The sequence below is a fragment of the Prevotella sp. lc2012 genome (assembly GCF_900107065.1).
GTDB lineage: Bacteria > Bacteroidota > Bacteroidia > Bacteroidales > Bacteroidaceae > Prevotella.
The window spans coordinates 331036-352869 of record NZ_FNUF01000003.1 but is presented as its reverse complement, the minus strand read 5'-3'; the positions used below and the strand labels follow the sequence as shown (position 1 = coordinate 352869).

The following is a 21834-nucleotide window of genomic DNA, read 5'->3' as shown; positions in this document are numbered from 1 at the left end:
AGCGTTTTTTAGATGGCGATTGCGTACCTTTGCACCTTGGTTGTAAATAGGTATATGATTTTAGTGGACAGAAGATTGGAGAATAAAAGATTCTTACTGATTATTATAGTGTTGCTGATGACCGTCGTGGGCATGCGGGCCCAGATCACGGGTGAGATACTCGATGCGACGGACGGTGGACCTGTGCCTTACGCCAGCGCCGTATATCGCGGTAAGGTGGCCGTGCCGAGCAATGCGGAGGGCAAATTCAAGATTGAACGTCACAACGGATGGCGACTGACCATCAGTTCGGTGGGCTATGTGTCGCAGGTGATCACCATCACCTCGAGCACACCCAATCACCTGGTGATACGTCTGAAGCCCGACACGAAGAAACTGAAGGAGGTGGTGATCAACTCCAAGCGGAAGTCGCGCTACAGCAGGAAGAATAATCCGGCCGTGGAGCTGATGCGGAAAGTGATCGCTGCCAAGAAGAAAAGCGATCTCAGGACGCACGACTACTACCAGTATAACCACTACGAGAAGATCACGCTGGGACTGAACGACCTGAAGCCGGAGGCCATGGAGACGGGCATGTTTAAGAAACACCCGTGGCTACTGAATCAGGTGGAGATGTGTCAGTATAACGACAAACTCATCCTGCCCGTATCGGTGGAGGAGAAGGTGTCGCAGAAGCTCTACCGCAAGGATCCGCATACGGAGAAGACCATCATCAAGGGTGAGAACTCCTCAGGTGTGAACGACTATTTCCAGACGGGTGACATCCTCACGTCGGTGCTGAAGGAGGTGTTCACGGACATCGATATCTACGAGGACAACGTACGATTGTTCCAATATCCCTTCACCAGTCCTATCGGGCGTGATGCCATCGCCTTCTACCGCTTCTATATCACAGATACTCTCGAGATCAGCGGCGAGCGCTGCATACAGCTCGACTTTACCCCTAACAACCAGATAGACATGGGCTTCCGCGGACAGTTGTTCGTGCTGGCCGACTCGTCGTACCAGGTGAAACGCGTGAACCTGACCATCCCCAAGACCAGTGAGGTGAACTGGGTGGATAATCTGCAGTGCTTCCAGGAGTATAGCAAGTTGCCTACGGGCGAGTGGGTGCTCTCTGTTGACGACATGATCTGTGAGCTTCAGGTGACGAAGTCGCTCGGAAAGGTGGTGGTGATACGCACCAACCGTCGTACCGACTTTGCCTTCGACGAGATTCCTAAACAGTTGTTGCGCGGCAAGCGCACGGAGCTGAAGGACGCCTATGCCGAGATGCGGGGCGACGACTTCTGGAACGAGTACCGACAGGTGGAGCTCACTAAGGGCGAGAACGACATGGATCAGTTCGTGAAGAACCTGTCGAACATCAAGGGTTTCAAGCTCGTGGTCTTCGGCATCAAGTCGCTCATCGAGAACTTCGTCGAGACGGCCAACCCCAGTAAGGTCGACATCGGACCTGTGAACACCATCGTGTCGCAGAACTTCTATGATAAGCTGCGCCTGCGTGCCAGTGCCCAGTCGACGGCCTTCCTGCATCCGCACCTCTTCCTGAAGGGCTATTACGCCTATGGCTTGGAGCACCACCAGAACTACTACGGTGCCGACATCACATGGACGCTTAACAAGCCGGGATACCTGCCCCGTGAGTTCCCGCGACAGGCCTTCTGCTTCAGTACCATGCGCGACGTGGCCATGCCCAGTGATAAGTTCATCCGTACGGACAAGGATAACATGTTCACCTCGTTCAAGTGGAGCAAGGTCGACAAGATGTTCCTCTACAACCGTCAGCAGCTCAGTTTCGACTTCGAGCAGGAGTTTGGCACCTACTGGTTTGCCAACGTGAAGACGGAAGAGGTGGCACCTATCGGCAATATCGCCCTCGAACGGCTCTCCGACCACCGCCAGCTCGGACATATCCGTTATACGGAAGCGACGGTGGGATTCCGCTATGCTCCTGGCGAGAGCTATATCAACACGAAGAAGCACCGTTGGCCGCTGAACCTCGATAACCCCGTGTTCCGTCTCCAGCACACGATGGGCTTCAAGAACGTGCTAGGGGGCGAGTACAAGTACAACTTCACCGAGGGTGAGGTGTACAAGCGTCTGTGGCTGCCCATGAACTGGGGAAAGTTTGATGCGCGCATCAAGTTCGGCGCTCAATGGGACCGCGTGCCCTATCCGCTGCTTATCATGCCTGTGGCCAACCTCTCGTATATCCTTGAGGACGAGACGTTCAACCTCATCAACAACATGGAGTTCCTGAACGACCGTTATGCCTCGGCCGAGATACGATGGGACCTCAACGGAAAGATATTCAACCGCATACCTCTGCTGCAGCGCCTGAAATGGCGCGAGTTCATCGGCGTGAAATGCCTGTGGGGTATGCTCACGGATAAGAATAACCCCTACTTGGCCGAGAACCAGGGCAGTGACGTGCTTATGATGTTCCCTGAGGGCTGTTATATCATGGACAAGAACCGTCCCTACTGGGAGCTGTCGCTCGGCGTGCATAATATCTTCAAGATCCTGCACGTGGAGTATGTGCGGCGACTGAACTATCTCGAGTTGCCAACGGCCCATAAGCATGGCGTGAGACTGACCTTCCGTGCCTCGTTCTAAACAACAATCATCAAACGTATGCAGATCGTATTAGCAGACAACCAGGATATCACAAGGGCAGGACTGATGTACCTGTGCGACAGTCTTGGCGCCGCATGGAAACAGGCGACGGACAAGACGGAACTCATCGAACGACTGAGGCAGGCGGGCGATGCCGTCGTAGTGCTTGACTATACGCTCTTCGATATTAACGACATCGAAGAGCTGGAGATCCTGCACGAGCGCTTCCCACAGGTGCACTGGATCTTGTTCAGTGTCGACCTGTCGACGGAGTTCGTGAGGCGCGCCATTGCTGTGAGTACCCGTTTCAGTGTACTGATGAAGGAGTCGCCCCTGCAGGAGATCAGAGAGTGTATACAGTATGCCATGCGGCGGCAACGCTATATCTGTCAGCGTATGACGGAGATCCTGCTGACACCTGTGGTCAGTCACTCGTCGGAGGATGTGAAGCTCACACCCACGGAACTGGAGATTCTGAAGGATATCGCCCTCGGCATGACCACCAGGGAGATTGCCGAGAAGCGCTTCTCGAGCTTCCATACGGTGAACACACACAGAAAGAACATCTTCAGGAAGATCGGCGTGAACACGGTGCACGAGGCCACGAGGTACGCCCTGAGGGCTGGTCTGGTCGACGCTGCCGAATACTATATCTGACGCGTCCGCCAGAGAAGTTTCTGGACGCTGGTCTGTGAAAAAATCAAAAAAAACAGGGCTTTGGGGTTTGGGTTTGATCGTTTTCTGGGTCTAAAAGACAGACAAGATGATTAAACTAACAAAGAAACGATATGAATAACGTAAGACAGAGCAGACGTGCCCTGCTCCTGCTGACCATGCTGTTGGCAGTGACTCTCGTGAAAGCACAACTACCCAATGACTCCATCGTAGCAGACTTCCGCTGTTTCGTTCACCAACTGGAGACCACGCACCCTGACCCTTATACCAATTATGGCGGTAAGGTGTACTTCCATCGGACTGCCGCTGAGACGCTCTGGGATCTGGAACAAGACAGTGTGACGAGTAGTGAGGAACTGTGTTGGCGCATCAGGGCTTTCCTCGCACCGCTGAGGGATGGTCATACGCAGATCTACTATCCAGGGCGACAGAGTTTTGACAGACTTGTTCCCATCCGTTTCAAGGCGGCCGGCGATGGTGTGATCGTCAGTCGTCTGCCTCGGGAATACCAGCACCTGATTGGCAGCAGACTCATGGCCATTGAGAACATCCAGACGAAGGTGCTGGGCGAGGAGATGCTGAAGCTGTACCCTGCTGAGAACGAGATCGGTAAGTTGGCAAACATCTGTACGCGCGGTCATCAGCCTGTGGTGCTCGGCAGGATCATTCCGAATCTTCGTCAGGATACCATCACCTATCATCTGATGAGTCCGGAAGGAAAGGTTGTGCGACTGCCATTGGCGCCCATCCCCGTTGAACAGTGGAAGGAATGGCATAACGAGAAGACGACGCAGGACCATCGCTTCCCAACGGATAACCTGGCATTCGCCTTCGTGGACAAGCAGAAGAACACGATGTACTTCCGCGCGAGCAGTATCATGGCTCGTGACAACATAGAATATATGCGTCAGACGGGGATGGACTTCTACGACGACCTGAAATACTGCTATGATAACGTGTTCCATCAGAAGATGCCTACTGACACCCTCGAGGCCATCGCCAGTATGCCGTCGTTCTCGGAGGAGTTTGAGAAGATGCTCCTGCAGATGAAGCATCACCAGAGCGAGAACCTGATCATCGACCTGAGAGGCAATGGTGGCGGGTGGACGCCCATCACGCTACCTACACTCTATCAGCTGTGGGGCGACGACTATCTGCAGAAAAACTTCCAGAACTATTTCTATCGACTGGTGTCGCCACTCTATCTGCAGAAGATCAACATGACGCTCGAACAGTTCAATGCCGAGAACCATGCGGACTATGAGTATGGCGACTATACCTTCTATGAGAGCTACGAGGAGACTCAGACGGTGACCGACGAGCGGCGTGCGCAGTTCGTTAATAGTAGTATGAGCTGTGTGAAAGACAAACTCGCCAAACAGAATGGACGACCTGTCTATACCCCTAAGCAGGTGTATGTGCTGACTGATGCCAACACGTTCAGTGCTGCCTTCCATTATATGTTCTACCTATGGAAGATGGGAGCGAAGATCGTGGGTGTTCCCAGTGGTCAGGCTCCAAACACCTATATGGAGGTGACACACTTTTCTCTTCCACGGACGAAGCTCGAAGGGTCGATATCCAACTCCATGCAACTGTTCCTGCCTGCCAACGATCCGAACGCCAAACAAGTAATACCTGATATTCTGATAACCTGCGACGATTATAAGCGTTATCATTTCGACAACCAGACCGAAGTGCTCTATCTGCTCGACTATATCAGATCACAGGTAAAATAGGTCTTTTGTGGTCAGGGGGAACAAAAAAACCAAGAGTGTCTCACGACAGTCTTGGCTTCCATGTTTTCTAACTAACTTATTATCAACTATTCATTACTCTTGTGTTTGTCTTTTCCTGTTTTTGCTGGTGCAAAGGTACACATTTTCTCTCATATATAAGCGCTTTTTCTCTTAATTATTTGTGCGTTTCGCAAAAAATTCCTAAATTTGTAGCGAATTAACGACCTAATGCTTTTTGTATGAAGAAACTGTTGACCGTCTTACTGCTAGGGTGGTGCCTGATAATGACAGCAGGCTCCACGATGATACCAGATATGAAGTTTCGTCGCCTCGATACGCGCGACGGTCTGTCGAACTCCACGATCAACTGTCTGTTCCAGGATTCCAAAGGTTTTATATGGATGGGAACATCGTACGGACTGAACCGCTACGATGGCTACCGCTTCCATACCTATTACTCTGATCCGAACGACACGACGACGCTCCGCAACAACTATGTGGACCAAATATGGGAGGATGCCAAGGGCAGACTGTGGCTGAAGCAGGGTATGAACTATAGTATCTTCGACCCCGTGACTGAGCGCGTGAACAGAAACCCGATGACGGAGCTGACCAAGTGGCGCATCAAAGGCGGTATCGACCGTTTCTATATCGACTCCAGAAAGCGTATCTGGGTAAAGACCTACGACGAGGGTATCTACTGTCTGAATCCCAAGAACAACAAACTGAAGCTGATCAGATATGGCTATGGTGAGGGTGAGATGCCTAAGGAGTTCTGGCTGTCGTCGTTTGGCGAGTGGGGCGACAGACTGGTAGCTACTTCCAGCGACGGTGAGTTGGTGGTGCTCGATGGTGATAACGGCACCGTGGTGAAGAAGGACAATTGGATGCGACAGAACGGTGGACAGACGAGTCAGGCATACAATGTCTATGTGGATAAGCGCAGTAATATCTGGGTGATATCGACGAGGGTGTTCGTCTACCACCAGAAAGAAAAGAAGTGGTATAACTCGCTTAACGGCTATCTCAATGCTATGGGCATCGGCTCACTGCCGGAAAACCTGCAGGTGTGGGACGTGTGCATGGACCAGCGCGGTTGGCTCTGGGTGGCTACCGACCATGAGGGCTTGTTCGTGATTGATCCGGAGACAAAGATGGTGAAGCAGTTCCTGAACAATAAGTACGACCAGACTTCGCTCAGCGAGAACACCGTCAAGCGACTGCTGCTCGACAAGAACGGCAGTATGTGGATCGCCTCCTACCGTAGTGGTCTGAACCAGTATATCGAGAAGCTTCTGGGCTTCAACACCCTCGAGATGGGTGATATCAACACCACGGCGGAAGACATGCTGGGTAACTACTGGCTGGGTTCCGACAACAGAGGTGTGATCAAGTATAACCCGCAGACAGGTGAGAGTGTGGTCTACGACAAGGCGCACAACGGTTTCGCTTCCGACATCATGGTGTCATCGTGTGCAGCCAAGGATGGGTCTGTATGGCTCGGAACTTATAACGGAGGACTGATACATATCGCTGGTGATCAAATACACAATTACCAGGCTTCGAATGCTGATGGCGGACTACTGAATAATAACGTGTGGTCGGTCACGGAGGATAAGTGGGGGAATATCTGGATCGGTACCTTAGGTAGCGGTGTGCAGAAGCTGGACCTGAGATCGGGAAAGTTTGAGACCTTCAACTCGTATAACTCCATCCTGCCAGAGAACTTTATGACCTCCGCCGTATGGAACAATAAGGGTTGGCTGATGGTAGGGCATTCTGCTTTCTACTCGCTGATAAACCCTGTGAGCGGAAAGATCATCAACATGACAATACCTACTGTTCCTGGACAGCCGGCAGCCATGGCCACAACCACCTGTCTGTTGGAGGACAGTCGTGGACTGGTGTGGCATGGTTCTACAGCGGGCTGTTGTATCGTCAATCCGAAGACGGGTAAGCAGACCATGCTCGATATGAACACGGGTCTGTTCGGCTCCAGTGTGGTGGGTCTTGTTGAGGATAACCAGCATAATATGTGGGTTGTGACGGAGCATGGTATCTCGAATGTCGTAGCCGTGAAGGAGGATGATGGCGAGTGGACTTTCTCCGTGCGGAGCTTCAGCAATAAGGATGGTCTCCAGCAGGGACCGTATAACCAGCGTTCCATCAGTTGTACGAAGGACGGTCTTATACTCGTGGGTGGACTTGGAGGCGTGGATGTCATCAACCCCAAACTCGTTGCAAATGTCGACAACACGGAGAAGCCGATCTTCAGTGGGCTGAAGCTCTTTGGACAAGAGATGGGTGTCGGACAGGAGTACGATGGGCGTGTCATCTTGAAGAAGGCGCTCAACGAATGTCGTGAGCTCACGTTGCGTTATGACGAGAATCATTTTACCATCCAGTTGGCTACCGACAAAGGTGAGATACACAACCCCTCCCGTTTCGTCTATATGCTCGAAGGCTTCAGTGACCGCTGGATCAAGACAGAGGAGAACGACCCTAATATCACCTATATGTCGCTGCATCATGGCAGTTATACACTGCACGTGAGGATGCTCAACGAGGACGGTACGATGGGAGGCATCGAGTCGACCCTGGAGATTACCATCACACCACCACTATTGCGTAACCGTTGGATACTGCTACTCTTCTTGTTCTGTGTAGGACTAGGTGTCTACCTGTGGCGCCGCCGCTTCTTGGGTCGCCATGCCGACCAGATGGAGCGCGAGCAGTTACGCATGGAGATGATGAAGAAACAGTGGATGAATGAGATGAAGGCTCAGATGCAGAACAGCATCGTTCAGGAGCAGGAGACGGCATCAGAACCAGAACCTCAGTCTTGGGGACTCGGTGAACTGCACAAGGAGCCTGCCGACCTGCAGGCGTTCATGAAAGAGCAGTGCGCACAGTTCAAGGCCCCAGCAGGCAAACGCCTGAAGTTCTCGTTCTTTCCCTTGGCACAAGATCTGATGGTTGAGTTTGACCGTGAGCAGTTGGGCCAGGCTGTACAGATCCTGCTGAACAACTCGGTGATGTTCTCGCCTAAGGACTGCCGCATCAAGGTGTTTGTCGATAAGACACCTTCTCACGGTACTATCCGAATCTCGGATAATGGTGTCGGACTGCCAGAGGGTGCCAAGGAGCATATGTTCGATCCTGTGGTGAGCGATGATGATCCTGGCGTATGTCTTTCTGTCGTGAAGGATATCGTGACGGCTCATGGTGGTACTGTCACAGGCGACAATAATGCCGGAGGTGGTTCTGTGTTCACGATCACCCTGCCGTTAGAGAATGCGGATGTTGAGGAAGCTGTGCTCATGGATGAAGAAGAGAATAAAGATTAACTATAAACTACGAAATTATTTTATGAAGAAATTTTTGATGATGACGGCTGCACTGTTGATGACTGCCGAGATGATAGCGGCAACGGTGCAGACAACCGCTCATGGTGTGACAATCCGTCCTGACGGAGGTCAGGCAAAGGTGATCTGTCTGGAAGTAATTAACAACCATATCATCCGGGTGCGTGCTACGTCGAAGGATGTGCTGCCCGAGAAGCCTGCCTCGTTGATGATTGTGCCGCAAACAGCTCCTCCTAAAGGGTCTTATTCTGTGAGCGAAGAGGGCGAGACGGTGGTCGTTAAAGCCAAGAACGTGACGGCTGTGGTGTCAAAGGCCACGGGCGAAGTAGCTTTCTTTGATGCCAACGACAAACCATTGTTGAAGGAAGCCAAGGATGGCAAGAAGTTCTGGGATTTTACTGTGCCTGAGCGCGAGTTAGGTATGAAAACGGGCTATACTGTACCTGAGGAACAGAAACATGGTTTGTCGTGGCAGATGAAGTTTGACAGCCCAGAGGATGAGGCTTTTTATGGTCTTGGTCAGCACCAGAGTGAGGAGTTCAATATGAAAGGTAAGAACGAGGATTTGTTCCAGTATAACACCAAGGTGTCGATACCTTTTGTGCTCTCTAACAAGAACTACGGTCTGCTTTGGGACAGCTATAGCTACTGCCGTTTTGGTAACCCTAACGATTATCTGCAACTGAACCGTGCCTTTAAGCTCTATGATCGTACGGGCAAGGAAGGTCATCTGACAGGAACCTATGTCGATGCTCTCGGAAAGCGACTGGTTCGCGATGAGGACAGCATTTATTATGAATATGGTACGCCAGAGAAATCGGCCATCGCCCTCAAGACAGATCAGGGGGGGATCAAGAATTTCCCCAAGGGTATCAACCTGTTGGGAGCTAACGTCACCTACGAAGGTTTTATCGAGCCTGAGTGTTGTGGTAAGTGCAAAGGTAAGTCACAACTTTATCAGTTTATCCTTTACTACTCTGGTTATGTGAAGGTGTATATTGATGGCAAGGAGGTGGTGCCGGAGCGTTGGCGCACAGCCTGGAACCCCAATGCCTATAAGTTTGCTGTCGAGCTGCAAAAAGGCAAGCGGGTGCAGTTGCGCATAGAGTGGCGCCCTGATGGTGGTGAGGCCTATTGCGGTCTGCGTGTGGCAGAACCCCGTAGCAAGGAGGATCGCGAGCAGCTCTCTGTATGGAGTGAGATGGCCAAGGATATGGACTATTACTTCATTGCTGGTGAGAACCTCGACCAGGTGGTTTCAGGCTATCGCACCCTGACAGGTAAGGCCACTCTCTATCCCAAGTGGGTCTTGGGCTTCTGGCAGAGTCGGGAGCGCTACAAAACCTCTGATGAGATCGAGGGGACATTGGCAGAGTTCCGTAAACGTCATATCCCCATTGACAATATCGTACAAGACTGGAACTACTGGCCAGAGGACCAGTGGGGCAGTCATCAGTTTGAGGCTTCGCGCTTCCCTGATCCGCAGGCGATGCTTGACAGCGTACATGCGATGCATGGCCGCTTTATGATCAGCGTATGGCCGAAGTTCTATGTGAATACAGATCATTACAAGGAATTGGATGCTAAGGGATGGATGTATGTCCAGTCGCCTACGGACGATATCCACGACTGGGTGGGACCTGGTTATACGAATGGCTTCTACGATGCTTACGACGAGGGGGCACGGAAGATGTTCTGGCGTCAGATGGACGAGAACCTGTATACGAAATATAATAAGAATGGCGTGCCTGGTGTCGATGCCTGGTGGATGGATGCCTCAGAGCCTAATGTGCGCGACTGTACCCCGATGTGGTATCGTAAGGCGCTCAGTGGTCCTACTGCCTTAGGAACATCCACAGAATACTTCAATGCCTATTCGACAGTGAATGCAGATGCCATCTATCATGGTCAGCGCTCTGTATGGAAGGGTAAGAAGAATGAGCCGCGTGTGTTCCTGCTTACTCGTAGCGGTTTCGCTGGTGAACAGCGCTTCTCGACAGCCACATGGAGTGGTGATATAGGTACTCGTTGGGAGGATATGCGTGCTCAGATGACGGCTGGTCTGAATTATTCGATCTCTGGTATCCCCTTCTGGGGAATGGATCAGGGCGGATTCTGTGTGGAGAACCGTTATGTGGCTGCCCAACAACTCTATGACCGCACCAAGGTAGAGAACGAAGACCTGAAGGAGTGGCGCGAACTGCAGACACGATGGAATCAGTTTGGTACCTTTATCCCGCTCTTCCGCTCTCATGGTCAGTGGCCTTTGCGCGAGATATGGAATATCGCTCCTGACGAGCATCCTGCTTACAAGTCGTTCGTCTATTACGATCGTCTGCGCTATCGTCTGATGCCTTATCTGTACTCGATGGCTGGATGGGCTCACTTCAAGGATTATACTTTAATGCGTGCATTGGTGATGGACTTCAATGGCGATCGTGAGGTGGAGAATATCGGAAACCAGTGGATGTTCGGACCTGTGCTGATGGCTTGTCCTGTGGGATATTATAAGGCGCGCAACCGTTCTGTCTACTTCCCTAAGCAGTGTGGTTGGTATAACCTCTACACCAACGAGTATGTCGATGGTGGACAGCGCCTGGTGGTTGATGCGCCTTACGAGCAGATACCTGTCTTCGTGCGCGAGGGTGCTATCATCCCCTTCGGACCAGAGATGGAGTGGAGCGACGAGAAGTCTGCCGAGCTTATCAACCTCTACGTCTATGCGGGACAGGACGGTTCGTTCCAACTTTATGAGGATGAGGGGACGAACTACAATTACGAGAAGGGGAAGTATGCCACGATCGATATTACCTATGATGATGCTTCCAAGACCGTATCGTTCGGCACTCGTAAGGGTAGCTTCCCTGGTATGCTGAAGAATCGCCGTTTCAATGTGGTGCTGGTCTCTAAGGACGCTCCGAAGCCTTTGGATCTTGATGCTCCTGAAGGAAAGATCGTGCAATATCATGGTAAGGCCGTTAGTGTGAAATTATGAGAAGACTCTTTTGTCTTGTCTGTGTCCTTTGTGGACTGACAACGATACAAGCCCGTCAGCGTCAGATTTTTGATGCTGACTGGCTTTTTCTTTTGGCCGACTCTGTCCAGATGTCGGAGGTGGATTACGACGATAGCGCTTGGCGTCATCTTAATGTGCCTCACGACTGGGCGATAGAGGGTGACTTTTATGTGGGAAACCCTAGTGGCGCAAGTGGCGGTGCCCTGCCTGGTGGGATAGGGTGGTATCGCAAGCACTTCCAGATCTCTACCGATCCGTCTCCTAAGGGGAGCCGATTCTTTCTGGAGTTCGATGGGGTATATATGAACTCCACGGTCTATGTCAATGGACAGGAGGTGGGATTCCGGCCTTATGGTTATTCGACCTTCGAGTATGATATCACCCCCTATGTGCATCAGGGGGAGAATGTGGTGGCCGTGCGTGTCGACAACTCCGATCAGCCCAACTCCCGCTGGTACTCTGGCTGTGGTATCTATCGTCATGTGTGGCTTACACAGACCCATCCTGTCCACGTGAAGCACTGGGGCGTATATGCCGATGCCCGTGTGGTCAAGGGAAAGGGGCGTCTCGATATTGGGGTATCGCTTGATGGTGCGGGGACAGTTGAGAACACGCTGTTGGATTCCAACGGACGTGTTGTCGGTAGGTCGAGGGGTTTGAGGTCGACCATAACAGTTACCAAACCCCTGCTCTGGTCGTGCGATGCCCCTAATACATACAAGGTGCGTACGGAGGTGAAAGTGAGAGGAAAGGTGGTAGATATCTATGAGACCACGACGGGCTTTCGTGATTTCCGCTTCGACCCTCAGACAGGCTTTTGGCTCAACGGTAAAAACTTCAAGCTCAACGGCGTGTGCGAGCATCATGACTTCGGTTGTCTGGGGGCTGCCCTCAACGAGGATGCCCTGCATCGTAAGCTCACGAAACTGAAGGCGATGGGTGTGAACGCCATCCGTTCCTCGCATAATCCCCCAACCCCTGAATTGTTAAACATGTGCGATACGATGGGGCTCATCGTGATGGACGAGAGCTTCGATATGTGGCGACGCAGGAAGACACAGAACGACTATGCGCGTTTCTTCGACGAGTGGCATGAGCGCGATCTCTCCGACCTCGTCATGCGCGACAGGAACCATCCATCGATCCTGATGTGGAGCATCGGCAACGAGGTGCTCGAACAGTGGAGCTCGGCTGAGGCCGACACGCTGACTCTCGAGCAGGCTAACCTGATACTGAATGCGGGCCATGATGAGTCGACGCTGGCCAAGGACGGCGAGCTCTCGGTGCAGAGCCTACTCACCCAGCACCTTGCTGAGATCGTGAAACGCTACGACACTTCGCGTCCCATCACGGCTGGCTGCAACGAGCCCTCGCCCAACAACCACCTTTTCAAGAGTGGTGCTATCGACATCATCGGCTTTAACTACCACCACCAGTGGGTGAGGGATGTGCCCCAGAACTTCCCTGGTAAGCCCTTTATCTTCTCCGAGAGTGTGAGCGCCCTACAGACACGAGGCAACTATATGATGCCCTCCGACTCTGTCTATGTAGCGCCGAAGGAGTGGTGGTTGCCTTATACCGATCCGTCGTATATGTGCTCGGCCTACGATAACATGCATGCCTCGTGGAGCTCGACGCACGAGGAGACGTGGGACGTGGTGAAGCACACACCTTATGTGGGTGGACAGTTCATTTGGACGGGCTTCGATTATATCGGTGAACCTACGCCCTATGGCTTCCCTGCTCGTAGCTCGTATTTCGGACTGATCGACCTCGCCGGCTTCCCCAAGGATACCTATTATATGTATCAGAGTGAGTGGACCACCAAGCCCGTGCTGCATCTCTTTCCCCACTGGAACTGGGTGCCTGGCGATGAGATTGATATGTGGTGCTACTACAATAATGCCGATGAAGTGGAACTATTCGTCAATGGCAAGAGCCAGGGTGTGAAGAGGAAGACCGCCAGCAAGGATGATCCTCTCTGTACAGCGTATCATGTGGGATGGCGTGTGACATTTGATCCTGGTGAGGTGAAGGCTGTATCGCGGAAAGACGGGAAGGTGGTATGCGAGCAGATCATCAAGACGGCTGGCGCACCTGATCATATCCGACTGTCTGTCGACTATCAGGGGCAATCGACCATATTCATCATGGCCGAGGTGGTGGATAGGGATGGTAACCTCTGTCCTTGGGCAGAGGATCAGATCTGTTTCATTTATGAGGGTGATGGTGAGGTGCTGGGAACAGACAACGGCTGTCAGACCTCGATGGATAGATTTCGCGTTGTTCCGTCTGTCGACGGTCGCCTTCCAACGCCCCATCGCAAGGCTTTCTTCGGTAAGTGCATGGTGGTGGCTACAGGCAATGGCTCCATCACGGCCAAGTCGGCCACGTTGCAGCCTGGTGTAGTCACATTTACTGTCGGAAATAAGATATAAATATATAAAGATGAGAAAAGTTTTATGTGCGATATGGATGCTTGGCAGTATGACGGCTGCTTATGCTCAGATACAGACGAATGCTGGTGTACAGTATTTACAGGCGATGCAGAAGGATGTATCGACAGACTTCTATGATCTGTCAAACACCTATTTCCTTGCTGACTCACTCGTTGACTTCGATGTGGTGAGGGGTGAGGGATTGGTGCAGTGGAAACGTTACAGATTGTCGCCTCGTCAGGCCTTTAATCTGAACGGCTATTGGCCTGTGCGGATGCAGATGTTAGACTTTCCTGATGCAGCTTATGAGAATGACCCCGAGTTGAGGATCAGTATCGAGTTTATCACACCCAGGACTGTTCGCATCCGCATGCTGACAACTCCTGTAGAGGACAAGAGCGCGGATACCGACGATGTGATGTTTTGTGATGGGTTCAAAAACAGGACGCAGGGTGCGAAGTGGAAAGGCTCGCAGGATGCAAAGAGGGTTGTATATCGTAGTGACTATGGTTCCGTCGAGATCCAAAAATACCCGTGGCGCCTCGTGGTGAGAGATGCGAAGGGTAGGCTACTCACACAGACACGCCATCTGATCGACAACGATTCGAGTCAAGTGAAACTGCTGCCCTTCTCGTTTATCAAACGAGGTTCCGACAATTCTCGTAGCGTTAATCCCGTGCTCACGCTGGCTCCTGGCGAGCGTATCTATGGATGCGGTGAGTCGTTCACCTCTTTAAATAAGGTGGGACAAAAAGTGCACCTCAGTGTGACTGATCCTCAGGGACCTGAGACGGATGGACAGTATAAACCCGTGCCTTTCTTCTTCTCGAATCGTGGCTATGGCATCTTCATGCATACATCGGCTCCTGTGACTTGCGACTTCGGGACATCCTATATCGGTGCCGACCGCCTGTTCATGGATGATGAGCAGATGGATATCTTCGTGTTCCTCGGCGAACCTAAGGAGATACTTGATGAGTACACGAATATCACGGGAAAATCGCCTATGCTTCCTCTGTGGAGCTTTGGTACGTGGATGAGTCGTATCACCTATTTCTCACAGGAGGAGGGACTGGAGATCGCTCGTCAGTTGCGTGCCCATCGCATCCCTTCTGACGTCATCCATTTCGATACCGGCTGGTTTGGCGTCGATTGGCAGTGTGACTACCAATTTGCCAAGGATCGTTTCAAAGATCCCGTGAAGATGCTCAGACAACTCTCGAAGGATGGCTTCCATACCTGTCTGTGGCAGTTGCCTTATTTCACCCCGAAGAACCGCTTCTTCCCTGAGATTATCGAAAAAGGTATGCATGTGAAAAACGCAGCAGGTGGTATGCCCGTCGAGGATGCCATCCTCGACTTCTCCAATCCAGAGACGGTCGACTGGTACCAGCAGAAGATTGAAGGACTTCTGAAGCAGGGTGTCTCCACCATCAAGTGCGATTTTGGCGAGGCTGCTCCCTATAACGGTTTCTATTATAGTGGTAAAGGCGGTCTCTACGAACATAACCTCTATCCTCTGCGCTATAATAAAGCCCTTTGGGAGGTGGTAGAGCGACATCATCCTGGTGAGGGTATCATTTGGGCACGCTCGGCATGGGCAGGATCCCAGCGTTATGCCCTTCATTGGGGAGGGGATGCTGCCACCACGAACACAGGTATGCTGGGCGACCTACGAGGCGGGCTTTCGTTCGGCTTGAGCGGTTTCTCCTTCTGGAGCCACGACATGGGTGGTTTCGTGACGGCCTCGCCAGAGGATATCTATCGCCGTTGGCTGCCTTTTGGCTTCCTCTCCAGCCATACCCGTGCCCATGGTGCGCCTCCTACTGAACCCTGGCTCATCAGTGAGAGTTTCACCGATGCTTTCCGTGCTTGTGCAGAGATGAAGTATAAACTGATGCCATATGTCTATGCCCAAGCGAAGGATTGTTCCGAGCGTGGTCTTCCGATGGTACGTGCTCTACTAGTGGAGTTCCCCCACGATCAGGGTGCCTGGCTTGTCGAGGACGAGTATATGTTCGGTTCTCAGATTCTCGTGGCACCACTTCTGGAGTCGGGTAATAGTCGTACGGTTTACCTTCCCTCTATGGGTGGTGACAAGTGGATCGACTACCAGAGTGGGAAGATCTATGAGAGTGGTTATCAGACTATCGAGGCTGGTGAGATCCCGGCAGTCATCCTTGTGCGCGACGGCTCCCTGATACCCCATGCTCCCTTGGCGCAGTGTACTGATGAAATCGACTGGAATGCGATCGAACTGAAAGTCTACAAGGCGACGGCAAAAACCTGTAAAGGTTACATTTTTAAGCCAGGATATCCTCATATTGAGACTATAGAACAGTGATTTTGGTTAAATAAATATAAATAATACGTATCGTAGCGGTAGAAAAGCGAAACTTGTCGATTTTTTTTGTACTTTTGCGCACTTTTTCAGAGTAACAAGGATTATATGAGGCAATTAAAGATTCAAAAGAGCATTACCAACCGATCGAGTGAAGCACTTGATAAATACCTTGTAGAGATCGGTCGTCAGCCCCTTGTGACCATTGATGAGGAGATTGAATTGGCCCAGGCTATCCGTAGGGGTGGTCCTGAGGGTGAGCGTGCGAAGGAGCGTCTGGTGACAGCCAACCTCCGTTTCGTCGTTTCCGTAGCCAAGCAGTATCAGCATCAGGGTCTGACACTGACCGACCTGATTGACGAGGGAAATATCGGACTGGTAAAAGCTGCTGAGAAGTTTGACGAAACGCGCGGATTTAAGTTTATCTCTTATGCCGTATGGTGGATTCGCCAGAGCATCCTGCAGGCTATCGCGGAGCAGAGTCGTATTGTACGTCTTCCGTTGAACCAGAGTGGAGCCCTGAGCAAGATTAATCAAGAGATTAACCGTTTCGAGCAGATTCATCAGCGTCGCCCCTCTGTGACAGAGTTGGCAGAACTGACTCAGATTGATGAGTCGAAAATTGAGCAGACCGCTAAAGCAGACAGTCACCACATGAGTATTGACGCGCCCTTTGGCGAGGACGACGACAATTCTATGGCTGACATGCTCAGCTCTGGTGAGGACTCGCGTACAGACAAGCATGTCGATTACGAGTCGCTGACATCCGACTTGGACAATGTGCTTCGCAACGTGTTGAAAGACCGTGAGCTGAAGATTGTCAAGGAGTGTTTCGGCATTGGTTGTCAGGAGCGTGGTCTGGAGGAGATTGGTGCCGAGATGGGCTTGACCCGTGAGCGTGTGCGCCAGATCCGTGAGAAGAGCATCGCCAAGCTGCACGACAGCGGGCATGCGAAAATCCTGATGAAATATCTTGGATAAAATAATCCCACCAGACGGTGGGATTTTTTGTTGGCCTCATATCATCTCTCTCTCCTGCTACGATAACTCTTACGGGCCTTTGTCTAATCCTGTACGACAGGGATGGGAATCGTGACGACGAAGCGCGCCCCTTGGGTGTAGGTGGTGTCCAGTCGGATGCTACCACTCAGTCGTTCTGCGAGCGTCCTACAGAGTGACAGCCCCAGTCCGATACCTTCCTTGAACGTATTGAGTTTCACGAACCGTTCGAATACACGTTCGGCCTCGTTGGGCGGTATGCCACAGCCAGTGTCCTCAACGGTGAGCGTGAACACCTCTTCGTTGGCGTCGGCCTTCAGGGTGATCGAGCCTTTCTCCGTGTTCTTGGCGGCATTGTCAATCAGGGCGTTAACGATATTCTTCAGCATATTCTCGTTGGTCATGAATGCGAAGTCATCATCCACCTGAGTCTCAAAGTGCAGCGCTACCCCGTACTGGACGATACTTTGGTTCTCCTGCAACAGGTCGCGCAGCAAGTCGTTCACCTCGACCTTGTCGTCCTTTCTGGCATTGCCCTCAGCCTCATTAAGCGAAAGCATCAGCATCTCATCGACGAGCGAAGTGATGAGTTTCGTGTTCTTGCGCATCATCTTCGCAATCTCCTGACGATCCTTGGTGCTAGGGGCCAACTCTGGGTCGGCGATCACCTGGGCAAAGCCACTGATGATGTTCAGGGGGGTGCGCACCTCGTGACTCACGTTCTGTATGAAGGCCGTCTTCATCTTGTCCGACTCTAAGGCGTGGTTGTAGGCACTCTTCAACTGGCTCATGTGGCGACGACGTGCCAGTACGATGTAGGTGAGGGCAGCCGAGAGTAATAGCAAGAGTAGGATGATCAGCGATAGTCCGAGGAACCTGTTCCGATCAGTCTGTCGTTTGGCCTCGTAGAGCTCCATCTCGTCCTCGATACCCTGCATGCTGTTGATTAGCACCACGTTGTCGATGGAATCGTTGACCACATTACCCTTCCTCAGTGTCTGATAGGCATCTTTCCATCGTCCCGCCTTCTCGTAGATCATCGTGATGACATCGTAGCCGTCGTCACTCAATTCCTCCTTGGCCATCTTCACCGCCTCGTCCGTACGTCCTTGTGCAGCGAGGTAATAGACCTCCATCAGTCGGCCGTGTACAGATGACAGTCCTTTCGCCACGCCCTCCCTGTATGCCTGGTAGCCTTTCAAGAAGGTCTTGATGTCGCCATTATTGAAGTAGCTTACCGACTTACGCGTCTCGATGTCGAACACCCTCTCTGGTGCGTATTCCTCAGCAATCTTCTTGGCCTTGTCCATCAGCAGCTGAGCCTCCTCTGGGTCGTCGCCGATTTCCACATTGACGATGTTCATGTAGATGGGTGGTATACTGGCTTGATAGCCCTCCTTCTCCATCATGTCGATAACTTGGTAGAAACATTGTTTGGCCGCCTCGTTGTTACCACAGTATCTGTTGATATGTCCCATCATGTTGACGGCCATATACATCTCTTTATCGAGCTTACGCTCCCTCAGTTCCTTCGATAGCTGTCTGGCTTTCCTGTATGCCTCATAGATCTTCTGTTGATTCATGAGGAAGACGATTTCATTACACCGCTGGGTGTAATACTCGTGCAGGTCGTTCTGACTAAGTAGGTAATCCTCCAGTTTACTCACGGCATGAAAGAAACGGTCACAGTCGCCATCATTGAAAGAATGATGAACGGAGTCGCGCAAGGCCAGATAAACCGCATCCTTCGTGCGATCCACACCTGCACTCTCGATGTTAAGGCACAACGTCAATAAGGCTAATAGTAGTACCTTTCTCATAATTTTTCCTTAGATTGTTGGGACAAAAATACAAAAATATTTTAAAGAGAGAAGGAAAATCGGAATTTTTTTTCTCTTTCTCCATAATTTACCGTAATTTTGGCCACTCATGGAAATCCGTCCCATAGCCCATTTCCACTCTCCGTTGAAGTCGAAGTTCGGCATTCCCCGTCAGAGTGGCCTCGTCAGTGACTTGCCGGGACGTATCGTCTTTACCCCAGACTATCGTCAGGCGGAGGCCGTCAGAGGACTTGAGGATTTCGATTTCCTGTGGCTCATCTGGGAATTCTCAGAGAACGGTCACAAAGCCTCCGCCCAGCGCCTCACCGTCCGTCCCCCGCGTCTGGGTGGCAACCGTCGTATGGGTGTCTTTGCCACCCGTTCCCCCTTCCGTCCCAATAACCTCGGACTCTCTTGTGTTCGTCTCGATAGGGTGGAGGATAATCCCCATCTCGGTCCCGTAATCCATGTGCGAGGTGCTGACCTGATGGATGGAACCCCTATCTACGACATCAAACCCTATGTCGCCTATGCTGATGCCCACCCCGATGCTCGCAGTGGCTTCGTCGATCGTGAGGTCTGGCGCGAACTGCAGGTCTGTGTGCCCGATGCTGTGGCCACCTTGTTCTCATCTGCCGATTTGGCGGTGCTAAAGGCCACGCTGGCACAAGACCCCCGTCCTCAGTACCACGACGATCCTGAGCGTGTCTATGGCATGCCCTTCCTCAACCTTGACGTCCGTTTCAAGGTCTTGGGCGACGTTTTGACCGTCGTTGAGTGCGTCAGACTCTGACGAATCGATCGTAACAAACAGATCTGACGAGTCTGTTACATCGCCTTATCCAGTCTTCCTTTCCAGAGGTATTTGCGCGTCTCGTGGACAATGATGCCATTGAGACACAATAGAGATATCAGATTGGGTATGGCCATAAGTGCGTTCATGCAGTCGGCCAGGTTCCATACCAGTGCGAGGTTCATCACGCTACCCACGAAAACGGCCGTTATATAGATCACGCGATAGCCCTTGACCCATTGTCTTCCTTTGAAATACTCGACGGCCCGTTCGCCGTAGTAGCACCATCCGAGGATGGTCGAGAACGAGAACGTCAGCAGTCCGAACGTCAGTAGGGGCGTTCCCACATAAGGTATCTTCGAGAAGGCCGCCTTCGTCAGAGTGGCCCCGTTGGAGAAGTCGATATCAGGGTATGCGATCACGCTGCTCACGATTACCAGTCCTGTGAGGGCGCATATCACCACCGTGTCCCAGAATGTGCCGCTCGACGAGACGAGCGCTTGTCGCACAGGGTTCTTGGTCTGTGCCGCGGCTGCCACAATGGGAGCTGATCCCATGCCCGACTCGTTCGAGAACAAGCCTCTGGCTATGCCGAAGCGAGCGGCCATCATCACCGTCGAGCCTACGAAACCGCCGCCTGCCGCTTCCGGACTGAAGGCCGACAACACGATCATGCGGAGCGCAGCCCCCAGATAGTCCGCATTCACGAAGAGAATATACAAACAGCCTGCCACGTAGAAGAATGCCATCACAGGCACGAGCATCCCACACACACGGGCGATGCTCTTTACACCTCCAAGCACCACGGCCCCCGTGAGCAGACATACGATGGCTCCTGTGATGTAAGGCGACACCCCGTACGACTCCTGAGCCACCGTAGCGATGGCATTTGCCTGAACCGTGTTGCCGATGCCGAATGCTGCTAAGGCCGTGAAGACTGCAAAAAGGATGGCGAGCCATCGCCAACCCAGTCCACGCTCTAGAGCATACATCGGACCGCCCAGCATCTTTCCGTTCTTGGTCTTCACGCGATACTTGATGGCGAGCAGTCCCTCTGCGTATTTCGTGGCGATGCCGAATACACCCGTCAGCCAGCACCATAGAACGGCCCCAGGACCTCCCAGGGCAATGGCCGTGGCCACACCAATGATGTTACCAGTGCCGATGGTGGCCGCCAGTGCCGTGGCCAGGGCCCCGAACTGCGACACGTCGCCTGTGGCGTCAGGGTCTCTCTTTACTGACAGTCGTATGGCCTTGAAGATATGTCTCTGTGGGAATCGCAGACGGATGGTCAGAAACAAGTGTGTGCCCAGCAACAGGATGATCATCGGCCATCCCCAGAGCAGTCCGCTCACCTCCGTCAGGAAATCATTCAGGCATTGCATTATCTAGTCTTATGTTGGTTGTTCGTGGTTGTCGTTTCTATTTCTTGAATGTGATGGCGATATGGTTGAACCCCATTGAGCGCATCATGTTCTCCATCTGTCTCTGGGCGTTCAACTCCGCCGTACGGATGTTCTCTTTCGTCATACAGTGCTTCACCATCCGTGCGTAGGCCTTCCTGTAGAGCGCCTCACGGTCGGCTGGCTTCCATTTGCCGCTTTCGTAGAACGATTTCGTGCGCGCCTCGTCGATGAAGTCCTTGTCCAGCAGTCCTATCTTCGGCAGTGTCATCACCACTGTGTCGCCACTGGTTCTGATCCATCCCGGCTCCACCTGGTGCATGTTCACCCCCAGACGCGCCGTTCCGTAGTAGATACGCACCAACTCGTCATTGCTTAGGAAACCCTTGCGTATGGTATCCACCATCTCCTCCGTGCTCACGGCCAGGAACTCCCATTCGCCGATGGCCTTGATGCTTTGTATCTGTGTGGGTGTCACGTCTATCTGGTCGTCTGTGCCGAAGTCTATATGGTTGTCCTTGCTCAGACTCCTCAGCCAGAAGATCGCCACGATGAGGAGGGCCGCCACGAAGAGCACCAACCCCATCCTGAGTAAATTCAAAGTCTTCATGAATTCTTTCATACCG

General features: G+C 52.2%; 12 protein-coding genes. 9 read left to right on the top strand and 3 right to left on the bottom strand.

Annotation, left to right across the window (positions count from 1 at the left end; genetic code table 11):
• Positions 1-75 precede the first annotated feature (75 nt).
• The 8 genes from BLU99_RS08095 to BLU99_RS08060 all read left to right on the top strand — a co-directional run bounded on the left by BLU99_RS08095 (position 76) and on the right by BLU99_RS08060 (position 17174).
• Positions 76-2619: a DUF5686 family protein gene (locus BLU99_RS08095; protein WP_091901143.1), complete on the top strand. Its 2544-nt coding sequence runs from the start codon at positions 76-78 to the stop codon at positions 2617-2619.
• 18 nt (positions 2620-2637) lie between these two features.
• Complete coding sequence (locus BLU99_RS08090) at positions 2638-3276, top strand: LuxR C-terminal-related transcriptional regulator (RefSeq protein WP_091900920.1); 639 nt, start codon at positions 2638-2640, stop codon at positions 3274-3276.
• A 131-nt stretch (positions 3277-3407) separates the two neighbouring features.
• Complete coding sequence (locus BLU99_RS08085) at positions 3408-5033, top strand: S41 family peptidase (RefSeq protein WP_091900919.1); 1626 nt, start codon at positions 3408-3410, stop codon at positions 5031-5033.
• Between the two features lie 239 nt (positions 5034-5272).
• Positions 5273-8380: a two-component regulator propeller domain-containing protein gene (locus BLU99_RS08080; protein ID WP_091900918.1), complete on the top strand. Its 3108-nt coding sequence runs from the start codon at positions 5273-5275 to the stop codon at positions 8378-8380.
• Positions 8381-8402: 22 nt separating this feature from the next.
• Positions 8403-11393 (top strand): TIM-barrel domain-containing protein, encoded by a 2991-nt coding sequence (locus tag BLU99_RS08075; protein WP_091901141.1) that lies wholly within the window; start codon positions 8403-8405, stop codon positions 11391-11393.
• On the top strand, positions 11390-13852 hold the full coding sequence (locus BLU99_RS08070; RefSeq protein ID WP_091900917.1) for a glycoside hydrolase family 2 TIM barrel-domain containing protein: 2463 nt from the start codon (positions 11390-11392) through the stop codon (positions 13850-13852). Before BLU99_RS08075 ends, BLU99_RS08070 begins: the two co-directional genes overlap by 4 nt.
• Positions 13853-13862: 10 nt before the next feature.
• Entirely contained in the window at positions 13863-16196 is a 2334-nt protein-coding gene (locus BLU99_RS08065; protein WP_255397501.1) for a glycoside hydrolase family 31 protein, read from the top strand.
• 105 nt (positions 16197-16301) lie between these two features.
• Entirely contained in the window at positions 16302-17174 is an 873-nt protein-coding gene (locus BLU99_RS08060; protein ID WP_091900915.1) for a sigma-70 family RNA polymerase sigma factor, read from the top strand.
• Positions 17175-17257: 83 nt separating this feature from the next.
• On the opposite strand, the gene BLU99_RS08055 is transcribed toward BLU99_RS08060, so the two are convergent.
• Positions 17258-19012 (bottom strand): sensor histidine kinase, encoded by a 1755-nt coding sequence (locus BLU99_RS08055; protein WP_091900914.1) that lies wholly within the window; start codon positions 19010-19012, stop codon positions 17258-17260.
• Between the two features lie 109 nt (positions 19013-19121).
• Here BLU99_RS08055 and tsaA point away from each other — a divergent pair, with 109 nt between their 5' ends.
• The gene (tsaA, locus tag BLU99_RS08050) at positions 19122-19805 is read left to right on the top strand and encodes a tRNA (N6-threonylcarbamoyladenosine(37)-N6)-methyltransferase TrmO (protein WP_091900913.1); all 684 of its coding nucleotides are present in this window, start codon (positions 19122-19124) and stop codon (positions 19803-19805) included.
• A 35-nt stretch (positions 19806-19840) separates the two neighbouring features.
• Here the strand turns inward: tsaA and BLU99_RS08045 are convergent, their stop codons facing one another.
• Both BLU99_RS08045 and BLU99_RS08040 read right to left on the bottom strand, forming a co-directional pair.
• Complete coding sequence (locus BLU99_RS08045) at positions 19841-21190, bottom strand: alanine/glycine:cation symporter family protein (RefSeq protein WP_091900912.1); 1350 nt, start codon at positions 21188-21190, stop codon at positions 19841-19843.
• A gap of 37 nt (positions 21191-21227) precedes the next feature.
• On the bottom strand, positions 21228-21830 hold the full coding sequence (locus BLU99_RS08040) for a DUF4230 domain-containing protein (RefSeq protein WP_091900911.1): 603 nt from the start codon (positions 21828-21830) through the stop codon (positions 21228-21230).
• Between the last annotated feature and the right edge of the window lie 4 nt (positions 21831-21834).

Excerpts from the sequence above, each read along its gene's own strand:
- BLU99_RS08090 (WP_091900920.1), top strand. The coding sequence starts at position 2,638 with ATGCAGATCGTATTAGCAGACAACCAGGATATCACAAGGGCAGGACTG.
- BLU99_RS08085 (WP_091900919.1), top strand. The coding sequence starts at position 3,408 with ATGAATAACGTAAGACAGAGCAGACGTGCCCTGCTCCTGCTGACCATG.
- BLU99_RS08080 (WP_091900918.1), top strand. The coding sequence starts at position 5,273 with ATGAAGAAACTGTTGACCGTCTTACTGCTAGGGTGGTGCCTGATAATG.
- BLU99_RS08075 (WP_091901141.1), top strand. The coding sequence starts at position 8,403 with ATGAAGAAATTTTTGATGATGACGGCTGCACTGTTGATGACTGCCGAG.
- BLU99_RS08070 (WP_091900917.1), top strand. The coding sequence starts at position 11,390 with ATGAGAAGACTCTTTTGTCTTGTCTGTGTCCTTTGTGGACTGACAACG.
- BLU99_RS08065 (WP_255397501.1), top strand. The coding sequence starts at position 13,863 with ATGAGAAAAGTTTTATGTGCGATATGGATGCTTGGCAGTATGACGGCT.
- BLU99_RS08060 (WP_091900915.1), top strand. The coding sequence starts at position 16,302 with ATGAGGCAATTAAAGATTCAAAAGAGCATTACCAACCGATCGAGTGAA.
- BLU99_RS08055 (WP_091900914.1), bottom strand. The coding sequence starts at position 19,012 with ATGAGAAAGGTACTACTATTAGCCTTATTGACGTTGTGCCTTAACATC.
- tsaA (WP_091900913.1), top strand. The coding sequence starts at position 19,122 with ATGGAAATCCGTCCCATAGCCCATTTCCACTCTCCGTTGAAGTCGAAG.
- BLU99_RS08045 (WP_091900912.1), bottom strand. The coding sequence starts at position 21,190 with ATGCAATGCCTGAATGATTTCCTGACGGAGGTGAGCGGACTGCTCTGG.
- BLU99_RS08040 (WP_091900911.1), bottom strand. The coding sequence starts at position 21,830 with ATGAAAGAATTCATGAAGACTTTGAATTTACTCAGGATGGGGTTGGTG.